Source organism: Clostridia bacterium, from assembly GCA_028698525.1.
Lineage (GTDB): Bacteria > Bacillota > Clostridia > JAQVDB01 > JAQVDB01 > JAQVDB01.
On the sequence record JAQVDB010000029.1, the window covers coordinates 12906 to 29909 of the forward strand.

Annotated in this window: 18 protein-coding genes; 11 read left to right on the forward strand and 7 right to left on the reverse strand. The window is 32.0% G+C overall.

What is annotated here, in order from left to right:
* Positions 1-52: 52 nt before the first annotated feature.
* The 5 genes from PHP06_05760 to rpmH all read right to left on the reverse strand — a co-directional run bounded on the left by PHP06_05760 (position 53) and on the right by rpmH (position 2241).
* On the reverse strand, positions 53-673 hold the full coding sequence (locus tag PHP06_05760; protein MDD3840063.1) for a protein jag: 621 nt from the start codon (positions 671-673) through the stop codon (positions 53-55).
* On the reverse strand, positions 674-1366 hold the full coding sequence (locus tag PHP06_05765; protein ID MDD3840064.1) for a YidC/Oxa1 family membrane protein insertase: 693 nt from the start codon (positions 1364-1366) through the stop codon (positions 674-676). It lies immediately after the preceding gene.
* A gap of 101 nt (positions 1367-1467) precedes the next feature.
* Entirely contained in the window at positions 1468-1680 is a 213-nt protein-coding gene (yidD, locus tag PHP06_05770) for a membrane protein insertion efficiency factor YidD (GenBank protein MDD3840065.1), read from the reverse strand.
* Positions 1681-1707: 27 nt separating this feature from the next.
* A complete protein-coding gene (gene rnpA, locus PHP06_05775; GenBank protein ID MDD3840066.1) occupies positions 1708-2037 on the reverse strand; it encodes a ribonuclease P protein component in 330 nt (109 codons plus the stop codon).
* A 69-nt stretch (positions 2038-2106) separates the two neighbouring features.
* On the reverse strand, positions 2107-2241 hold the full coding sequence (rpmH, locus tag PHP06_05780) for a 50S ribosomal protein L34 (GenBank protein ID MDD3840067.1): 135 nt from the start codon (positions 2239-2241) through the stop codon (positions 2107-2109).
* A 593-nt stretch (positions 2242-2834) separates the two neighbouring features.
* Here rpmH and dnaA point away from each other — a divergent pair.
* The 10 genes from dnaA (at position 2835) to PHP06_05830 (ending at position 14640) form a co-directional block, all read left to right on the forward strand.
* On the forward strand, positions 2835-4172 hold the full coding sequence (dnaA, locus tag PHP06_05785; GenBank protein MDD3840068.1) for a chromosomal replication initiator protein DnaA: 1338 nt from the start codon (positions 2835-2837) through the stop codon (positions 4170-4172).
* Between the two features lie 217 nt (positions 4173-4389).
* A complete protein-coding gene (dnaN, locus tag PHP06_05790) occupies positions 4390-5529 on the forward strand; it encodes a DNA polymerase III subunit beta (GenBank protein ID MDD3840069.1) in 1140 nt (379 codons plus the stop codon).
* Positions 5529-5750 (forward strand): RNA-binding S4 domain-containing protein, encoded by a 222-nt coding sequence (locus tag PHP06_05795; GenBank protein ID MDD3840070.1) that lies wholly within the window; start codon positions 5529-5531, stop codon positions 5748-5750. Before dnaN ends, PHP06_05795 begins: the two co-directional genes overlap by 1 nt.
* A 6-nt stretch (positions 5751-5756) precedes the next feature.
* Positions 5757-6881 carry a DNA replication/repair protein RecF gene (gene recF, locus PHP06_05800; GenBank protein MDD3840071.1) on the forward strand — a complete coding sequence of 375 codons (1125 nt, stop codon included), beginning with the start codon at positions 5757-5759 and terminating at the stop codon, positions 6879-6881.
* A gap of 80 nt (positions 6882-6961) precedes the next feature.
* Positions 6962-7234: a DUF370 domain-containing protein gene (locus PHP06_05805; protein MDD3840072.1), complete on the forward strand. Its 273-nt coding sequence runs from the start codon at positions 6962-6964 to the stop codon at positions 7232-7234.
* Between the two features lie 25 nt (positions 7235-7259).
* Complete coding sequence (gene gyrB / locus PHP06_05810) at positions 7260-9167, forward strand: DNA topoisomerase (ATP-hydrolyzing) subunit B (protein MDD3840073.1); 1908 nt, start codon at positions 7260-7262, stop codon at positions 9165-9167.
* 18 nt (positions 9168-9185) lie between these two features.
* Complete coding sequence (gyrA, locus tag PHP06_05815; GenBank protein MDD3840074.1) at positions 9186-11621, forward strand: DNA gyrase subunit A; 2436 nt, start codon at positions 9186-9188, stop codon at positions 11619-11621.
* Positions 11622-11754: 133 nt separating this feature from the next.
* Entirely contained in the window at positions 11755-12597 is an 843-nt protein-coding gene (locus PHP06_05820) for a diguanylate cyclase (GenBank protein MDD3840075.1), read from the forward strand.
* Between the two features lie 161 nt (positions 12598-12758).
* Entirely contained in the window at positions 12759-13973 is a 1215-nt protein-coding gene (locus PHP06_05825; GenBank protein ID MDD3840076.1) for an ROK family protein, read from the forward strand.
* 121 nt (positions 13974-14094) lie between these two features.
* The gene (locus PHP06_05830; protein MDD3840077.1) at positions 14095-14640 is read left to right on the forward strand and encodes a D-lyxose/D-mannose family sugar isomerase; all 546 of its coding nucleotides are present in this window, start codon (positions 14095-14097) and stop codon (positions 14638-14640) included.
* A gap of 12 nt (positions 14641-14652) precedes the next feature.
* On the opposite strand, the gene PHP06_05835 is transcribed toward PHP06_05830, so the two are convergent.
* Entirely contained in the window at positions 14653-15366 is a 714-nt protein-coding gene (locus tag PHP06_05835) for a hypothetical protein (GenBank protein ID MDD3840078.1), read from the reverse strand.
* Positions 15367-15466: 100 nt separating this feature from the next.
* Entirely contained in the window at positions 15467-16297 is an 831-nt protein-coding gene (locus tag PHP06_05840; GenBank protein MDD3840079.1) for a DegV family protein, read from the reverse strand.
* 184 nt (positions 16298-16481) lie between these two features.
* Here PHP06_05840 and PHP06_05845 point away from each other — a divergent pair, with 184 nt between their 5' ends.
* Complete coding sequence (locus tag PHP06_05845) at positions 16482-16700, forward strand: hypothetical protein (GenBank protein MDD3840080.1); 219 nt, start codon at positions 16482-16484, stop codon at positions 16698-16700.
* The last annotated feature ends 304 nt before the right edge of the window (positions 16701-17004 follow it).

The following is a 17004-nucleotide window of genomic DNA, read 5'->3' on the forward strand; positions in this document are numbered from 1 at the left end:
GTTATAAACCCAGTATAAGTCCTTATACTGGGTTTATGTAAAACAAAATAATCTATTTTAACGTTATCATGACTTTTCTATACGGTTCTTGTCCTTCGCTGTGAGTACGAACATATGGATTATTCTGAAGTGTTGCGTGTAAAATCCTTCTCTCATAAGGATTCATGGGCTCCAACATAATATTTTTACCAGTCCTTTTAACTTTCTCAGCCATCTTCATGGCAAGCCTTTTTAAGGACTTTTCTCTTTTACTTCTGTAATTTTCGGTATCCAGTATTATTCTCCTATAAGTTTTAGCATCTTTGTTGACATAAAGGCTGACAATATACTGCAACGAATCCAAAGTCTGTCCCCTATATCCAATAACTATCCCCATATCCTTACCCTTTATATCCATATATATAGTATTTTGCTGTTCTTTTACATCTACCTCTGCTTGTATACCCATTTTGTCCAACAAGAGCTGTAAAAACTCTTTTGCAATTTTACCTTTTGTCTCTTTTGTCTTTACCTCTACTAACGCAGGTTTACCGCCAATCAAACCAAACAAACCCTTGCTCGGATGCTCAAGAATCTCTATATCAACTTCATCCTTGTTTACATCAAGCTCTTTTAAAGCAAGATCAATAGCTTCCTGTACGGTTCTTCCTTCCATTTTAACTACTTTTTGCATTTATTTTGCCCCCTCATTCATTGGCTTTTTGGCCGGGCTCATAAAATACTGCTGTATCATTTGAAATAAGTTACTTGCAAACCAGTAAAGAGACAAGCCTGCAGGGAACTTTATACATATATATGCTGAAAAAATCGGAAAAAAGTATGTCATCATCTTATTATCTGCAGCAGCTTCATTTTGTGACATCATCATTTTGGTAGATAAAAACTGAGAAACACCAGCTAATACAGGCAATATATAATATCCATTAAAATAAGGCGTCAAAGGATTTCCGGCCATATCCTTGGTTACATAAGCATCTGGCAACCCCATATTTTTGATCCACAAAAACCCTTGTCCTCCAAAATCTATCTCCCTCACAACATAAAACAAAGCAAATATAATTGGCAGTTGTATAAGCATGGGCAAGCAACCACCTAAAGGACTTACATTGTTCTTTTGATATAGCTCCATTGTCTTCTGCCCCAGTTTATCCTTATCATTTTTATACTTTTTTTGAATTTTTTCCAATTCAGGCTGAAGCTGCTGAATTTTCTTCTGATAATCCAGCTGTTTATAAGTAAGCGGAAATAATATCAATTTAATCAAAACGGTAAATTCAATAACAGCAATTCCCCAATTTTCAAAGGCTACATTATTATATAAAAACTCGAGTATTTTTGCTAAAAAACCAATCAGAGCTTTCCACACTTGGGTATCCCCCCTATTTTTTTATTATGCTAGTACATTGTGAAACAGAGTGGATGTTACACAAAGTTTCAATACAATCAATTGATAATACAAAATTTCTTCTATCTCAAGGGGTCGTATCCGCCAGAATGAAAAGGATGACATTTTAACAGCCTTTTTACAGTCAAATATAATCCTTTTATAACCCCATACTTTTCAATAGCCAAATATGAATATCTAGAACAAGTAGGATAAAACCTGCATGTTCGTGGTTTTAAAGGCGATATATATTTTGAATAAAACCTTATAATTCCCAGCATAAATTTTTTTATCATTATCAGATCACTATTCCTAAAAAAACTTTACAATCCTGCTCTTTTCAATAAGTCATCGATAGAACATCCTGCCTCATTATAATTCATATTTGAAGCTCCTACTCTAACTATAAAAACTAAATCATATCCTTTTTTTATTTTATCATACTTCTTCCTTAAATTCTCCTTAATAATCCTTTTTATTCTGTTTCTCGTAACACTGTTGCCTACTTTTTTACTGATAGATATGCCAAATCTGGATTCAACCAATCTATTTTTTTTATAATATAATACCAATTGTCTATTAGAGATTGATCTGCCCTTTCTGTATATACTAACAAAATCTTTATTCTTTTTAATATTTTCCATACTACTCATAAGCTAAACTTCTCCTATTTCCCACCAAGGCGAAAAAAGACCACCCCTAGAGCGGTCTTATTTTAACCTTTATGCTGTAAGGACTTTTCTTCCCTTTTTTCTTCTCCTTTTAATAACCTTTATACCATTTTTTGTCTTCATCCTCGCCCTAAATCCGTGAACTTTTTTTCTTTGTCTTTTTTTAGGCTGATATGTTCTTAACATATTTATACCTCCTTTCAGTATTCCACAAATATCACCATTATATTACTATTGTATTATATTCTATTAAGACTTTATATGTCAAGAATAACAGAAGATCTATCATATATACTTTTTGTGGATAAAGTCCATTCTATTAATTGTGGATAACTTTTTTTCCTTGTTGATTATCCACAATTAATCTGATATTATAAATACGGATTGTGGATAACTATAAAAAAGTAAATTAACATAAGTTATACACAGATTGTGGATAAACATGTGTATAATTAATTTATTTTTGTTTTTCCACTTTAATAAAAACAGCATTTTAAACTGTTTATTATAATACATAGAGTCCTTGTTTATTATGTTGATATATGATAAACATAATCTAGCTATAAATTATTGTCAACATTTTCAAACTTATACACAAGTAAAGATTCCACAAGTATATATATGTGTATAAAATGTGTATAATTTTTTTTATTTGAAATATAATAAACTTAAAATAATTGGTAATTTTTATTTATAAAGGCATTTTTATCTATAATTAAGTGCTAATTGTACTTTTAGCACTTTTTTTAACCAATAATAGAAGAGCAGGAGGTCATTAAATGGACGGCAATATTCCCCAATTATGGAATAAAACATTAGAATTGCTTAAAGATGAACTTACTGAGGTTAGTTTCAATACTTGGATAAAGTCAATAAAACCAATATCTATAATAGATAACATCATAAGCCTTGAAGTACCTAATGATTTTATACGTGGAATTATTCAAGCAAGGTACATATCTCTCATTACAAATTCACTTAAACAGGTGACTAATGAGGATTTTAGTGTAAATTTAGTTTTATCTGACCAAATAGTTGATGCGAATATAAACGAAACCTCATTTTCAAGTAAGGATCAAACAGAAAAAAGGAGATTTATAGGACTTAATCCTAAATATACATTTGACACTTTTGTAATAGGAAACAGCAATAGATTCGCACATGCTGCCTCACTAGCTGTAGCAGAAGCCCCTGCTAAAGCATATAATCCTCTTTTTATTTATGGAGGGGTAGGACTGGGTAAGACCCATTTAATGCATGCTATAGGTCATTTTATATTGAACAATACACCTAATACGAAAGTATTATACGTGACATCTGAAAAATTCACCAATGAACTTATAAATTCAATAAGAGACGATAAAAACGTGGAATTTAGAAATAGGTATAGAACAATAGATGTCCTCCTAATAGATGATATACAATTTATAGCTGGAAAAGAAAGAACACAGGAAGAATTTTTCCATACATTCAATACATTACACGAAGCAAACAAACAGATTATTATATCCAGCGACAGACCTCCTAAAGAAATACCTACATTGGAGGACAGGCTCAGATCAAGATTTGAATGGGGTTTGATATCAGATATACAACCCCCAGACCTTGAAACTAGGATAGCTATATTGAAAAAGAAAGCAACTATGGAAAATATAGAAGTTGACGATTCAGTCATGCTATACATTGCCGAGAAAATTGCATCCAATATACGTGAGCTAGAAGGAGCATTAATACGTATAGCCGCATATTCATCCTTGACAAACAAAAAGGTAGATATAGATCTGGCAAAAGAAGCATTAAAGGACATACTTCCAGATAATAAACCAAAAATCATTACAATACCTTTGATCCAAGAAATAGTAGCAAACCATTTTAATCTAAAAGTAGAACAGTTTAAATCCAGAAAGAGGACAAGATCTATATCATACCCAAGACAAATAGCTATGTATATTTCAAGAGAGCTCACCGATTCTTCACTCCCTAAAATTGGTGAAGAATTTGGAGGAAGAGATCATACAACTGTTATACATGCTCATGAAAAAATATCTAATGATTTAAAGACAGACGATAATTTAAGGGATATAATAGATTCTCTGGTGGAAAAAATAAAGAATTAAAAAGATGTGGATAAAGTATGATAGATTTGAAAGGTTATCCACATCTTCTCAACATCAAATTTATCCACAGTTATATGCCTTAGGATAATTTATTAACATATCAACAGCCCTTACTACTATTATTACTATATATATTTATATATACACATATAGGAACTAGCTTTCAAAATGAATTTTTACTCAATATGTTTAAAACATATAAAAGGAGGTCAATCAATTGAAATTTTATTGTAACAAATCAAATTTATTAAATGGACTTCAAATTGTTCAAAAAGCTGTCTCATCTAGAACGACTTTGCCCATATTAAATTGTATATTAGTTGAATCTGTAAATGGAATGTTGAGATTAATTGGGAATAATCTTGAATTAGGGATAGAGACGTTTATAAAATCAGATATACAGGAAGATGGAAGTATAGCAGTACCATCGGGTTTATTTTTTGAAATAATAAGAAAACTACCAGAAGAAGACATACAAATAGAAGTGGATTCCAACAGGAATATGTATATAAAAAGTGGAAGGGCGAATTTTACACTCAAATGTGAAGATGCTGAAGAATTTCCTGCTTTACCAGCAATAGAAGAAGTTGATCCTATAGAAGTTTCACAGGATTTGCTTAAGAACATGATAAAAAACACGGTTTTTTCTATAGCCCAAGAACAGACTAGACCAATACTTACAGGCGGATTGATAGAAATCGATGACGAAAATATAATTATAGTTACATTAGATGGATATAGACTGTCCTTGAGAAAGGGTAAGATTTCAAGAGGACACAAACCTGTTAATGTTGTAGTACCAGGCAATACATTAAATGAAATAAGCAAAATAATTTCAGATGAACAAGAAAACATGAGCATAATATTTAAAGAAAACCAAGTGCTATTTGATCTAGGATATACAAGGATAACTTCAAGGCTATTGGAAGGTGAATTTATAAATTATAGATCTATAATAGATCCTACAGGAGATCTAAACAATGAAGTTCAAGAGGGTAAGACCAGAGTAAGAATAAAAACCAAGGATTTTTTGGATAGTATTGAAAGGGCATCCTTGATGTCTAAAAATAGTAAAAATGAAAATAAAAACAATCTGATAAAATTAAATATAATAGATGATAAAATAGCTATAACCTCAGATTCTGAAATAGGTATGTGCTATGAAGAAGTAAATGCACATATAGAAGGCAGTGATCTAGAAATAGCATTTAACGGTAGATATATAATAGATTCTCTGAGGGCGATAGATGATGACGAAATAATGATAAATTATACCACAAATGTCAGTCCCTGTATTGTAACTCCAGTTGATGGTGATAATTTTATCTATCTAATACTCCCTGTGAGGATAAGGTGATGTATATGGATGTACTTAAAGTTAAATTGGATACTTCAAGTATCAAATTAGATCAGTTGCTTAAATGGTCACAAATAGCTGAAACAGGGGGTCATGCAAAGAATATTATAAAGTCGGGTGTTATAAAAGTTAATGGATCCACTGTAAATCAAAGAGGAAAAACAATTTATAAAGGCGATGTAATTGAAATAAATGAGCAAATAAAACTTATAGTAGAATGACTTGAGGTGTTAGTTTTGTATGTAAAGGCTGTTAAGTTGATAAATTTTAGAAACTATGAAAATATTGATATAAAATTCGATAATCAGCTGAATTTTTTGGTAGGGGATAATGCACAAGGAAAAACAAATATATTGGAAGCAATATATTTATGTAGTACTGGAAAATCATACAGAACAGCCAATGATAAGGAATTGATAAAATGGCACAAGAATACTTGCTTTATAGGTGTAAATATATTAAAGAACCAAGGGGAATCTTCTATCAAGATAGCTATAAATAATAAAAAAGGCAAAAAGATAAAGGTAAACGATTTTTTAATAGAAAGACATTCAGATCTTTTTGGAAATTTAAATGTAGTTATGTTTTCACCTGAAGACTTAAAGTTAATAAAAGAAGGACCTTCAGAGAGAAGAAGATTTATTGACGATGAATTATTTCAGCTAAAGCCTAGATATTATCAGTTGATGCTTGAGTACAAGAGAGCGCTTTACCAGAGGAATACTTTACTTAAAGACATTAAGTTAAACAAGAGACTTCTACACACACTTCCTGTGTGGAATGAAAAGATTATTGAACTCGGTTCTCAAATAATGTTTGAAAGAAGACTTTTTATAAAAAAGCTTTCTTTCAAGTCAAGATTGATCCATAGAAAGATAACAGATGGACAAGAAGAACTGAAAATTTTATATAGACCTGATGTAAAATTCAATGAAGGAGAAAGTTTGCAAATAATAAAGAGAAGGTTCGAGGAAAAAATTCAAGATAATTTGCAAAAAGATATAAATTTTCAAACTACTACAGCAGGTCCACACAGGGATGATATGCAGTTTTTTGTAAATGATATTGATATGAGAAAATTCGGTTCCCAGGGTCAACAAAGAACTGTAGCGCTTGCTTTAAAGGTATCTGAATTAGAACTTATAAGGTCAGAAATCGGTGAATATCCTATATTGCTGCTTGATGATGTTATGTCTGAATTGGATTACAAAAGACAGAAATTTTTAATGAACACCCTAAAAAATGTGCAGACAATAATAACAAGTACCGATAAAACTATCGGTGAGTCTTTTTATGGAGATAGACCAAAGATTTTTACTGTGATAAATGGAAGTATAAAACACAAAAAATAATCTGCTGTGCTTTTACTAATGCTTAAATAAGTATATAATAATAAAGGTTGAGTAATTTATTTAAAAATGGAGGTGTTTTTATGTTCATCCATATAGGAGGAGATACAGCCATTCGTGTTAAAGATATAATTGGCATATTTGATATCAATTGTAAAGATATATCTAATTCTACAAAAGAATTTTTGAATATAACAAAAGAAGAAGGATTTGTAAGGAAAATAACAGATTTTAAAACCAAATCTTTTATATTAACAGAACACAATGAAAATATAGTGGTTTATATGTCGCCGATTTCTTCGGTAACCCTTTTGAAAAGAGTTGGTTTTATAGAAGATGCAAACCAAATGATATAAAAATAATAGTATTAGGAATGGGGGCATAAATTTGAAAGACAGACAGAGTTATGATGAATCGCAAATACAAGTATTAGAAGGATTGGAAGCAGTCAGAAGAAGACCGGGAATGTATATAGGAAGCACCGGTGCTAAAGGACTTCATCACTTGGTTTATGAAGTGGTAGATAATAGTATAGACGAGGCATTAGCAGGATACTGTAAAAATATAAAAGTTACAATGAATAAAGACAATTCTGTAACTGTTATAGATGATGGTAGAGGCATACCTGTTGGCATGCATCCTAAAATAAATAAATCCGCTGTTGAAGTAGCATTAACCATGCTGCATGCAGGTGGAAAATTTGGGGGTAACGGATATAAAGTATCAGGTGGACTTCACGGAGTGGGTGTTTCGGTTGTAAATGCTTTATCTGAATGGCTTGAAATAAAGGTAAAAAGGGATAATAAGATATATAGGCAGGTGTATAAGAGGGGAAAAGCTGTGAGTGGTCTTGAGGTAATCGGTAAAACACAGGATACCGGTACCGAGATAAGCTTTAAACCGGATCAAGATGTATTTGATGAATTGGAATTTAATTACGATACATTAAAGCGTAGGTTGAGAGAACTTGCATTTTTAAACAAAGGAATAAGAATAGTATTAAAAGATGAAAGACTGGGGAAAAAGCAAGAGTTTTATTATGAAGGCGGGATAATATCTTTTGTAAAATATTTGAATAAAGATAGGCAAGTATTACATCAGGATATTATATATGTCGAAGGAAAAAAAGAAAAGATGCATGTTGAAATATCCATGCAATATAATGATTCATACACTGAAAATATTTATAGTTTTGCTAATAATATAAATACTTATGAGGGTGGAACGCACTTGAGCGGTTTTAAAAGTGCCCTTACCAGAAGTGTAAATGATTATGCCAGAAAAAGTGGACTTATAAAAGAAAATGAAGAAAATTTAAGCGGTGAAGATATACGGGAAGGCTTAACAGCTATATTGAGCATAAAATTAATAGATCCGCAGTTTGAGGGTCAAACTAAAACAAAACTTGGAAATACAGAAGTAAGGGGCGTAGTAGAATCTATACTTTCAGAAGGCCTCACATACTTTTTGGAACAGAACCCGTCTCAAGCAAAGAACATAGTGAATAAGGCTATAAGCGCTTCCAGAGCCCGTCAAGCTGCTAGAAAAGCTAGAGAATTGACCAGACGTAAGAGCGTGTTAGATGGCGCTGCTCTACCTGGAAAGCTAGCTGATTGTTCTGAAAAAGATCCTGCCATGTGTGAGATTTATATTGTGGAGGGTGATTCAGCAGGGGGGTCTGCAAAGCAGGGAAGAGACAGGAGATTTCAAGCTATACTTCCATTAAGAGGTAAAATATTAAATGTTGAAAAGTCAAGACTTGATAAGATACTGAATAATAACGAAATAAAAGCTATGATAACTGCATTTGGTGCAGGAATAGATGAAGAGTTTGATATAAATAAGGCTAGATATCACAAGATAATAATAATGACAGATGCTGATGTGGACGGAGCGCATATAAGAACCTTATTACTTACATTCTTTTACAGGTATATGAGACCGCTTATAGATGCTGGGTATGTGTATATAGCACAACCACCTTTATACAAAGTAAGCAAAGGTAAAAGAGAACACTATGTGTATGGTGAAAAAGAACTTGACGAATTTTTAAATGAGATAGGACGTGAAGGAGTAGACATACAAAGGTATAAAGGGTTGGGAGAAATGAATCCTGAACAGCTTTGGGAAACAACAATGAGACCTGATAAGAGAACAATATTAAAAGTAACTCTGGAAGATGCTATTGCAGCTGATGAAGTATTCAATATATTGATGGGTGACAAGGTTGAGCCTAGGAGAGAGTTTATACAGGAAAATGCTAAAGCTGTTAGAAACCTGGATATATAAAGCAAGGGGGAACACAAGTTGGAACGAGTAAATGAACAAAAGATCATACCAATAGATATAGAAGATGAAATGAAAAAATCATATATAGATTATGCCATGAGCGTAATAGTAGGTAGAGCACTTCCTGATGTCAGGGATGGGTTGAAACCTGTTCATAGGCGTATTTTGTATGCTATGAGTGAATTAGGTTTAGCGCCTAATAAACCTTTTAGAAAATCTGCCAGAATAGTGGGTGACGTGTTAGGTAAATATCATCCCCATGGTGATACAGCTGTTTATGACAGTATGGTAAGAATGGCTCAAGATTTTTCTACCAGATATCTTTTAGTGGAAGGTCATGGAAACTTTGGATCCGTAGATGGAGATAGTGCTGCTGCTATGCGTTATACAGAAGCTCGTATGGCAAAATTGTCTGTAGAACTTCTGAAGGATATAAATAAAGAAACTGTGGATTTTATACCGAATTTTGATGGTACCTTACAGGAGCCTGCTGTGTTACCCTCTAGATTTCCTAATTTACTGGTTAATGGTTCATCGGGTATAGCTGTAGGGATGGCTACCAATATACCTCCTCATAATTTAGGGGAAGTGATTGATGGAGTAATAAAAGTTATAGAAAACCCAGATATACGTTTAGAAGAGCTTATGAAAAAAATAAAAGGTCCGGACTTTCCAACAGGAGGATTGATACTAGGTACCGGTGGTATCAAAGATGCATACAGCACGGGTAGAGGTAAGATTAAATTAAGGGCGCAGGCAAAGATAGAACAATTGTCAAGTAATAGATCTAGAATAGTTATCACGGAAATTCCATATCAAGTAAACAAGGCCAAACTGATAGAGAAAATTGCTGAATTGGTAAAGGAAAAAAGAGTAGAGAACATATCCGATATAAGAGACGAATCGGACAGAAAAGGTATGAGGATAGTAATAGAACTCAAGAGAGATGGCAATCCCAATATAGTGTTGAATTACTTATATAAACATACACAGATGCAAGTGACTTTTGGAGTCATAATGCTTGCATTAGTTGATGGAGAACCTAGAGTATGCAATTTAAAGCAGTTAATTTATCATTATATTGACCATCAAAAAGAAGTTATCACTAGAAGAACCAGGTATGATTTAAATAAGGCTGAAGCAAGGGCCCATATATTAGAAGGTTTAAAAGTAGCCTTGGATAATCTTGACCAAGTTATAAAATTGATCAGATCTTCTAAAACAGTGGAAATTGCAAGGAATGGATTGATGGCTGACTTTGGTTTGACCCAAACCCAGGCTCAGGCTATATTGGATATGCGCCTTCAGAGATTGACAGGTCTCGAGAGGGAAAAGATAGAACAGGAATATAGTGAATTGCTCAAAACAATCGATTATTTAAAGAAAATATTGTCTGACGAGGATATGTTATATGGTATTATAAAAGAAGAATTGATGGAGATAAAAGATAAATATTCAGATGACAGAAGAACGGCAATAACCTTTGATTCAGATGAAATAGATGTAGAGGACCTGATAGAAGATGAAGATGTTGTTATAACATTAACCCATTTTGGATACATCAAGAGAGTTTTAGCCGATGTGTATAAAAATCAAAGAAGAGGTGGAAAGGGAATAATTGGGTTGAATACCAGGGAAGATGATTTTGTGGAAAGTATATTCACAACGTCCACCCATCACAATATATTATTTTTCACCAATAAAGGTAAAATGTATAGATTAAAAGCATATGAAATTCCTGAGGCAGGAAGAACTGCTCGGGGTACTGCTATTATAAATCTGATTCAGTTGGAAAAAGGAGAAAACATAACAGCAGTCATTCCAATCAAAGACTTTACAGAGGGATATAATCTGGTTATGGCAACAAGATATGGTCAGATTAAAAAGACCAGTTTGATTGAATACGATACCAATAGAAAAAGTGGACTTGCTGCAATAAACCTGAAAGATGATGATGAGCTTATCGGGGTAAGGCTTACAGATGGTGAACAAGAAATTGTAATAGGTACCCGGGAAGGTTTTGCTATAAGATTTAAGGAAGAAGAAGTAAGAAATACCGGAAGGGCATCTCAAGGAGTAAAAGCGATAGATTTGCGTAAAGATGATTATGTTATTGGCATGGATCTTATAAGTGAAGGATCCACCATCCTCACTGTCAGTGAAAATGGATTTGGTAAAAAAACCTCTATTGAAGAATACAGGTTACAATTGCGAGGTGGCAAAGGCATAATAAACTATAATGTTACTCGAAAAACTGGTAAACCCATAGCTATTAAAGTGATTTCAGAGCAACATGAAATAATGATGATAAGTTCGGATGGTACTATAATAAGGATGAGGGCATCAGAAATCAGCAAATTCGGTAGAAATACACAAGGGGTAAAACTGATGAAGTTGGATGATGATAATAAAGTAGTATGTGCAACCAAGGTGCTCGAAAATGAAGAAAACTGAATTTGCGGATCAAAGTTTGAATATATAGTTTAAAACTCGGGCATTATGCCCGAGTTTTATATAGGTTTTAAAAGCATGTTTAATACTGCACAATTTATGGATAATATACTTTTATAACTCGGGGGAATAAAATATGGATGAGAAGATCATGTTGATTTCTTCTTGTTTAAAGACGAGGATAGACATATTGAGATTTCTTATGAAAAACGACTATAATGTGGCTGAAGTAGCAAACTTAAAGGATATAAGTGACAAAATATTGATATACAGGAATATAGATTTGATCATTATAGATTTGTTTGAGAGGAAATTTGGACTAGAAGAGATATTGAGTGCATTAAATGATAACGTCGATATAAATGCTATACCAATAATTGTTATACAAGGTGATGAAAAAATTACCATAAAAAACTATATAATAAACGGTACGGTTTACCGTCCCTTAAATTACGATGTTTTGCTGGAAAAAATAAACGGTTTATTGAATTTAAAACATCAGAACGATAGAAATAATTCTATAATAGAGCATACATTAAGACAATATTTAAACAAAGAAATAAAAAATGGTATTAGAGGTAATTTTCCTGTTACCTTTTTGTTAGTAGAGTTTGAGACATTGGATGGGGATAATGATAATGATGAGTATATAGATGATTGTTTAAAGGTACTGAGAAAAAACTTCAGAGAAACTGATACTGTTATAAAATATGATTCAAAAACCATTCTGATGATATTTCCATTTACTAAAAAGGATCGTTTGCCTATAGTTGAAAAAAAAGTAAAAAGAATGATCAATGATATTCAAATTACAGAAATATCTGAAGCATGTTATATCTATGGTGCTACATTCCCAGATGATGGAGAAGATATAGATGAATTATTTGATTATATGAAAAAAGGCCTTGATAAAGTAAAGCTAGTCAATGAATTGGCTATTCATAAAAAGAAGAGTGCTATTTTAAAATTATTTAAATGAGATTTATCATTGCAACTCATTTCTACTTTTTTTTATATTTGAAAAAGATGACAATATTTATCCTGAAAAAGTTTGATAAAAAACTTGTAAAATAAAATAGAAATGATAGAATTGTAATAAGTTAATTCAAGCATTTAAATAAGTGAGGATTCTCTGATACTATGAAAATAATGAATGTAAACAATGAAAAAATGAAACAGATAAACCTTTCAACTGTTTTTAATGCAGTTCGCCAAAATGAGCCTATAAGTAGAAAAAATCTTGCACAAATGACTGGGCTCACATCTTCCTCTATAACGAATATAGTCAACGAATTATTAGAAAGGGAATATTTAAAAGAAACCGGATTAGGTGAGTCATCGGGTGGGAGAAAGCCGATTATGCTTCAACTAAACCAAAATGCCGGATATGTTATTGGGTTGGAATTGACCACAAATTATATAGCCGGAATAGTAACAAACTTAAAGGCAAAAAAGATATATAAGTTAACAGTAAATATAGATAGATTATCGGAGGAGAAAATAATAATAGATCAAATGATCGGACTTATAGATAAGCTTATCTATAAAACTGAAATACCTAAAGATAAGATAATAGGTATAGGCATTGCAGCCCCCGGTCCGTATAATCACAAAAAAGGTATATTGATAAATCCTCCTAACTTCCCGGGATTGGTGAATGTTCCTTTAAGGGATATAGTCCATGAGCATTTTAAGGTTCCTGTATTTTTAGAAAAAGAGACTGTAGCAGCTGCATTAGGTGAATATTGGTTTGGGGGAGCCCAAGATATCAATAATTTATTTGTAATAAATTCTATGAAGATAGGAATAGGTGGAGGAGCTTTAATAGATGGAAAGATATATCATGGATTTAGAGATGGTGCAGGCGAGATAGGACATATGATGATAGATATAGACGGACCAAAATGTACCTGTGGTAATTATGGCTGTTTAGAGGCCATGGCATCAGGATTGTATATGAAAAATTCAGCAATATACGAAATAAAAGGAGGTACTGACACTATTTTAACTGAAATAGTGCAGGATATAGAAAAATTGACTGTAGATCAGATTATAGCAGCGTCAAATAAGGGGGATAAACTCAGCAAACAAATAGTCCATAAAACAGCTAGAAATTTAGGATTGGGAATATATAATATAATAAATTTATACAGCCCTGAAATGATAGTAATAGGTGGGGATCTTGCATTGGAATGTCCGGAATATCTTGAAAAAGCAGTTTCTTTTGCAAGGAAAAAGATATACCTGCAACATAGCAAGGATATAAGAATAGTACCTACTTCCTTTGGAAGTGACATGGGTGTTATAGGGGCTGTCAGTGTAGTTTTTCAAGATTTTTTCAAAAATATAAATTAATTTTAAAAAAAAGCAGGACTTCTATAAAGAATGTAGAATATATTATATAGCAGACTTAATTAAAGCAATGTATTAAGTGGGGGAGGGTAGAATTTATTTCCTTTTATAGGAGGAATTATTTATGTTAACTAGAGATCAGTACCAAAAGATCAGACAAAAAACTATCGAATATTTTGATAAGGCAAATATAGTTATAACAGATGAGGAAAAAGATAAAATAGAGGTAGCAGACTTTGATTTAAATCGTCAGCATGAAATAGGCTTGCAGTTATTGGTCTATATTAATACCGATAGAGTATGTGCTAAAGAGATGGTTTTATTTCCCGGGCAAATATGCCCAGAGCACAAACACCCTACTGTAGATGGAGTGCCTGGCAAAGAAGAGACCTTTAGATGCAGATGGGGTAAGGTATATCTATATCTGCCGGGGGAAAAGATGGGTGACATAAAAGCAAAGATACCGGAAGGTTATAGTCAATATCTTACATGTTTTAAAGAAATCGAGCTTAATCCGGGAGAACAGTGTACAATTATGCCGGATACATTTCATTGGTTTCAAGCAGGGCCTGAAGGTGCAATTATATCAGAATTTTCTACAAAAAGCACAGATGAAACAGATGTGTTTACCGATAAAAGGATAGACAGAATACCCAAAATAGAAGAATGAGTTTTCATTCTTCTATCTTACTGATTCTATATTTTTAATGAGTATTTCACTTTTAATTTTGAGTATTTCGCTATTTTTTTTATTTACAGCCTGTTCAAAATCTTTAATAGATAGGCTTATTTTTTGTGCGGTCCCTTGGTTTTCTTTCTTTACTTTATTTTTAGACGAATTCCATAATTCATTTATTTGCGATAAATTACTGTTTGTTTGATCCCACCTATTATTTTCTCCTAATAATAATATCTTTTGGGCATGGTATTTTATCTTTTTAAGTTCAGGAGGGGCATTGTGCTTGTAAAGTTTTAAAAAATCAGGTACATATTGATATAACTCATTTGCAGATTCAAATGTTTTTTGTCTATTTTTTAAGGAAATCATATCAGTCATTTTATTTAACTGCTGTTCAAAATTAGTTATAGCTGCTTTTGATCCTTTGTTCTTAATTGCTTGTACTTCATATGAATTCCATTCCTCATGTATTTTTTTTGATGTTCTATCTACTTCTTCCCATTTTATCTTTTTATTTGATTTATTCTCAACTGTGGATTTACCTGTATCTTTTATTATCTTTTCAATGTTTGACTCAATGTTATTCAATGACTTGGGAGGATAGTCTTTTTGTTGTTTTAAATTGCTTTCAGGTTTTCTGGGGGATTTATTGCAGGAAACGAGAGGTACAAGGACTAATATTGTAATTAATGTATATATTACAGTTTTCTTTAGCAAAATTTTTTCACCTCTACAGAACTATTTATTTGAATGTATATTATATTGAATTTGTATATACCCTTTATAAATATTATTCCCTTTTTAATAGGACAAATATTCACCATTTATAGCATACACCGATGGCTTTTGGTCCTATATGAGATCCTATTACAGGTCCTAATTCATCTACAGTAATAAGTGCATTTTTGAACTTTTGTTTGATTATGTTTTTTAAAGCATTTGCATCTTCATAAGCCATCACATGATTTATGAAGATATATTGTACATTTTCAGGTATATCTGAAAGCATAGATTCTATCGCTTTATTTTTTCCTCTTACTTTTCTTACCGCCTCCAGGCGTCCATCAATCAGTCCAATTATTGGCTTGATGTTCATGATAGATCCTAAAAAGGCTTGAATATTTGTTAGTCGGCCGCCTCTCCTGAGGTATTCAAGAGTATCCACTGTTAGACGTATTCCCATGTTTTGTTTCTGCCTGTTTATTTCCTTTACTATATCTTTTCTTGATTCTCCGTTGTGAGCCATAGTATTTGCTGTATCTACCAATATTCTCAAATTTGATACGGTGGTTTGAGAATCAATTACCGATATCATTTCCGGTTTGGTTTGTTGTGCAGCTGTAAAAGCACTGGAATATGTCCCGCTCAGTTCAGAGGACAATACTATTACAATTATTTCTTTATCTTGTTTTAGTATCTCTTGAAATTTTGATTTAAATGAAGATATTGATGGTTGAGATGTGGTAGGGAATTGTTTTGATTTAGCAAGTTTCTCAAAAAAGACTTGAAACTCCCCGGGGAATCCTTCTTCTACATTGTTTTCTTCAAATGTATATGATAGAGGAATAACCTCTATTCCTTTATTTAAAGCATCTTCTTTTGTAAAGTATGCAGTACTGTCGGTTATAATTTGTATTTTGTTTGACATAAAAATCCTCCTTCTATATCATTTGGATACATAATTAAATATTATGTTATAAATAATGATATACAAATGTAAATATAATAAACCGAATTCAAAATAAGTTTATTTATTTTTTGTGTAAAAAGATTTAAGCAGAGAATTTACATATAATAATACCAGATACTATTAGCAGGCGTCAATATAATGGTTGTTTTTTTATCAAGCAGCCTTGGTTATTGAATTTTCATTGTTAACGAGAATTAGTGCAAGGACTGTTCCGAGTTCAGACTTATTTATATTTCTAGATACATATATAAATAAAAACAAGAAAGCGTTATCGGATGGTATACCAAGCGAGATAGTTAAGGCTATTAATATATTTTATGGCTATAATAATGTAGTAACTTTAAGTATAGGCTATGTATAGCATAACGATAATCCCGGAATTTAATGTAAGTGGGCGATTTTTAGGTATAGTTAAAAATTTTATATACATTATTAATACAATATTGATACAGCTAGAGCCTTCCTCAAATAGAACTTTGAAAAATTATAGACAGGGCTACATAAAATATAATAAAGCAGTGATATAATCTTAAAAAACAATGTTATTAATAATAATGATTTTTATGTATTTTTCTGATGATAAATTGGGAAACTACAGACAAAAACCTATTGACACTCATCAACCATGATGTTAATATAATTAATGCCCTCACAGGAGTTGAGAG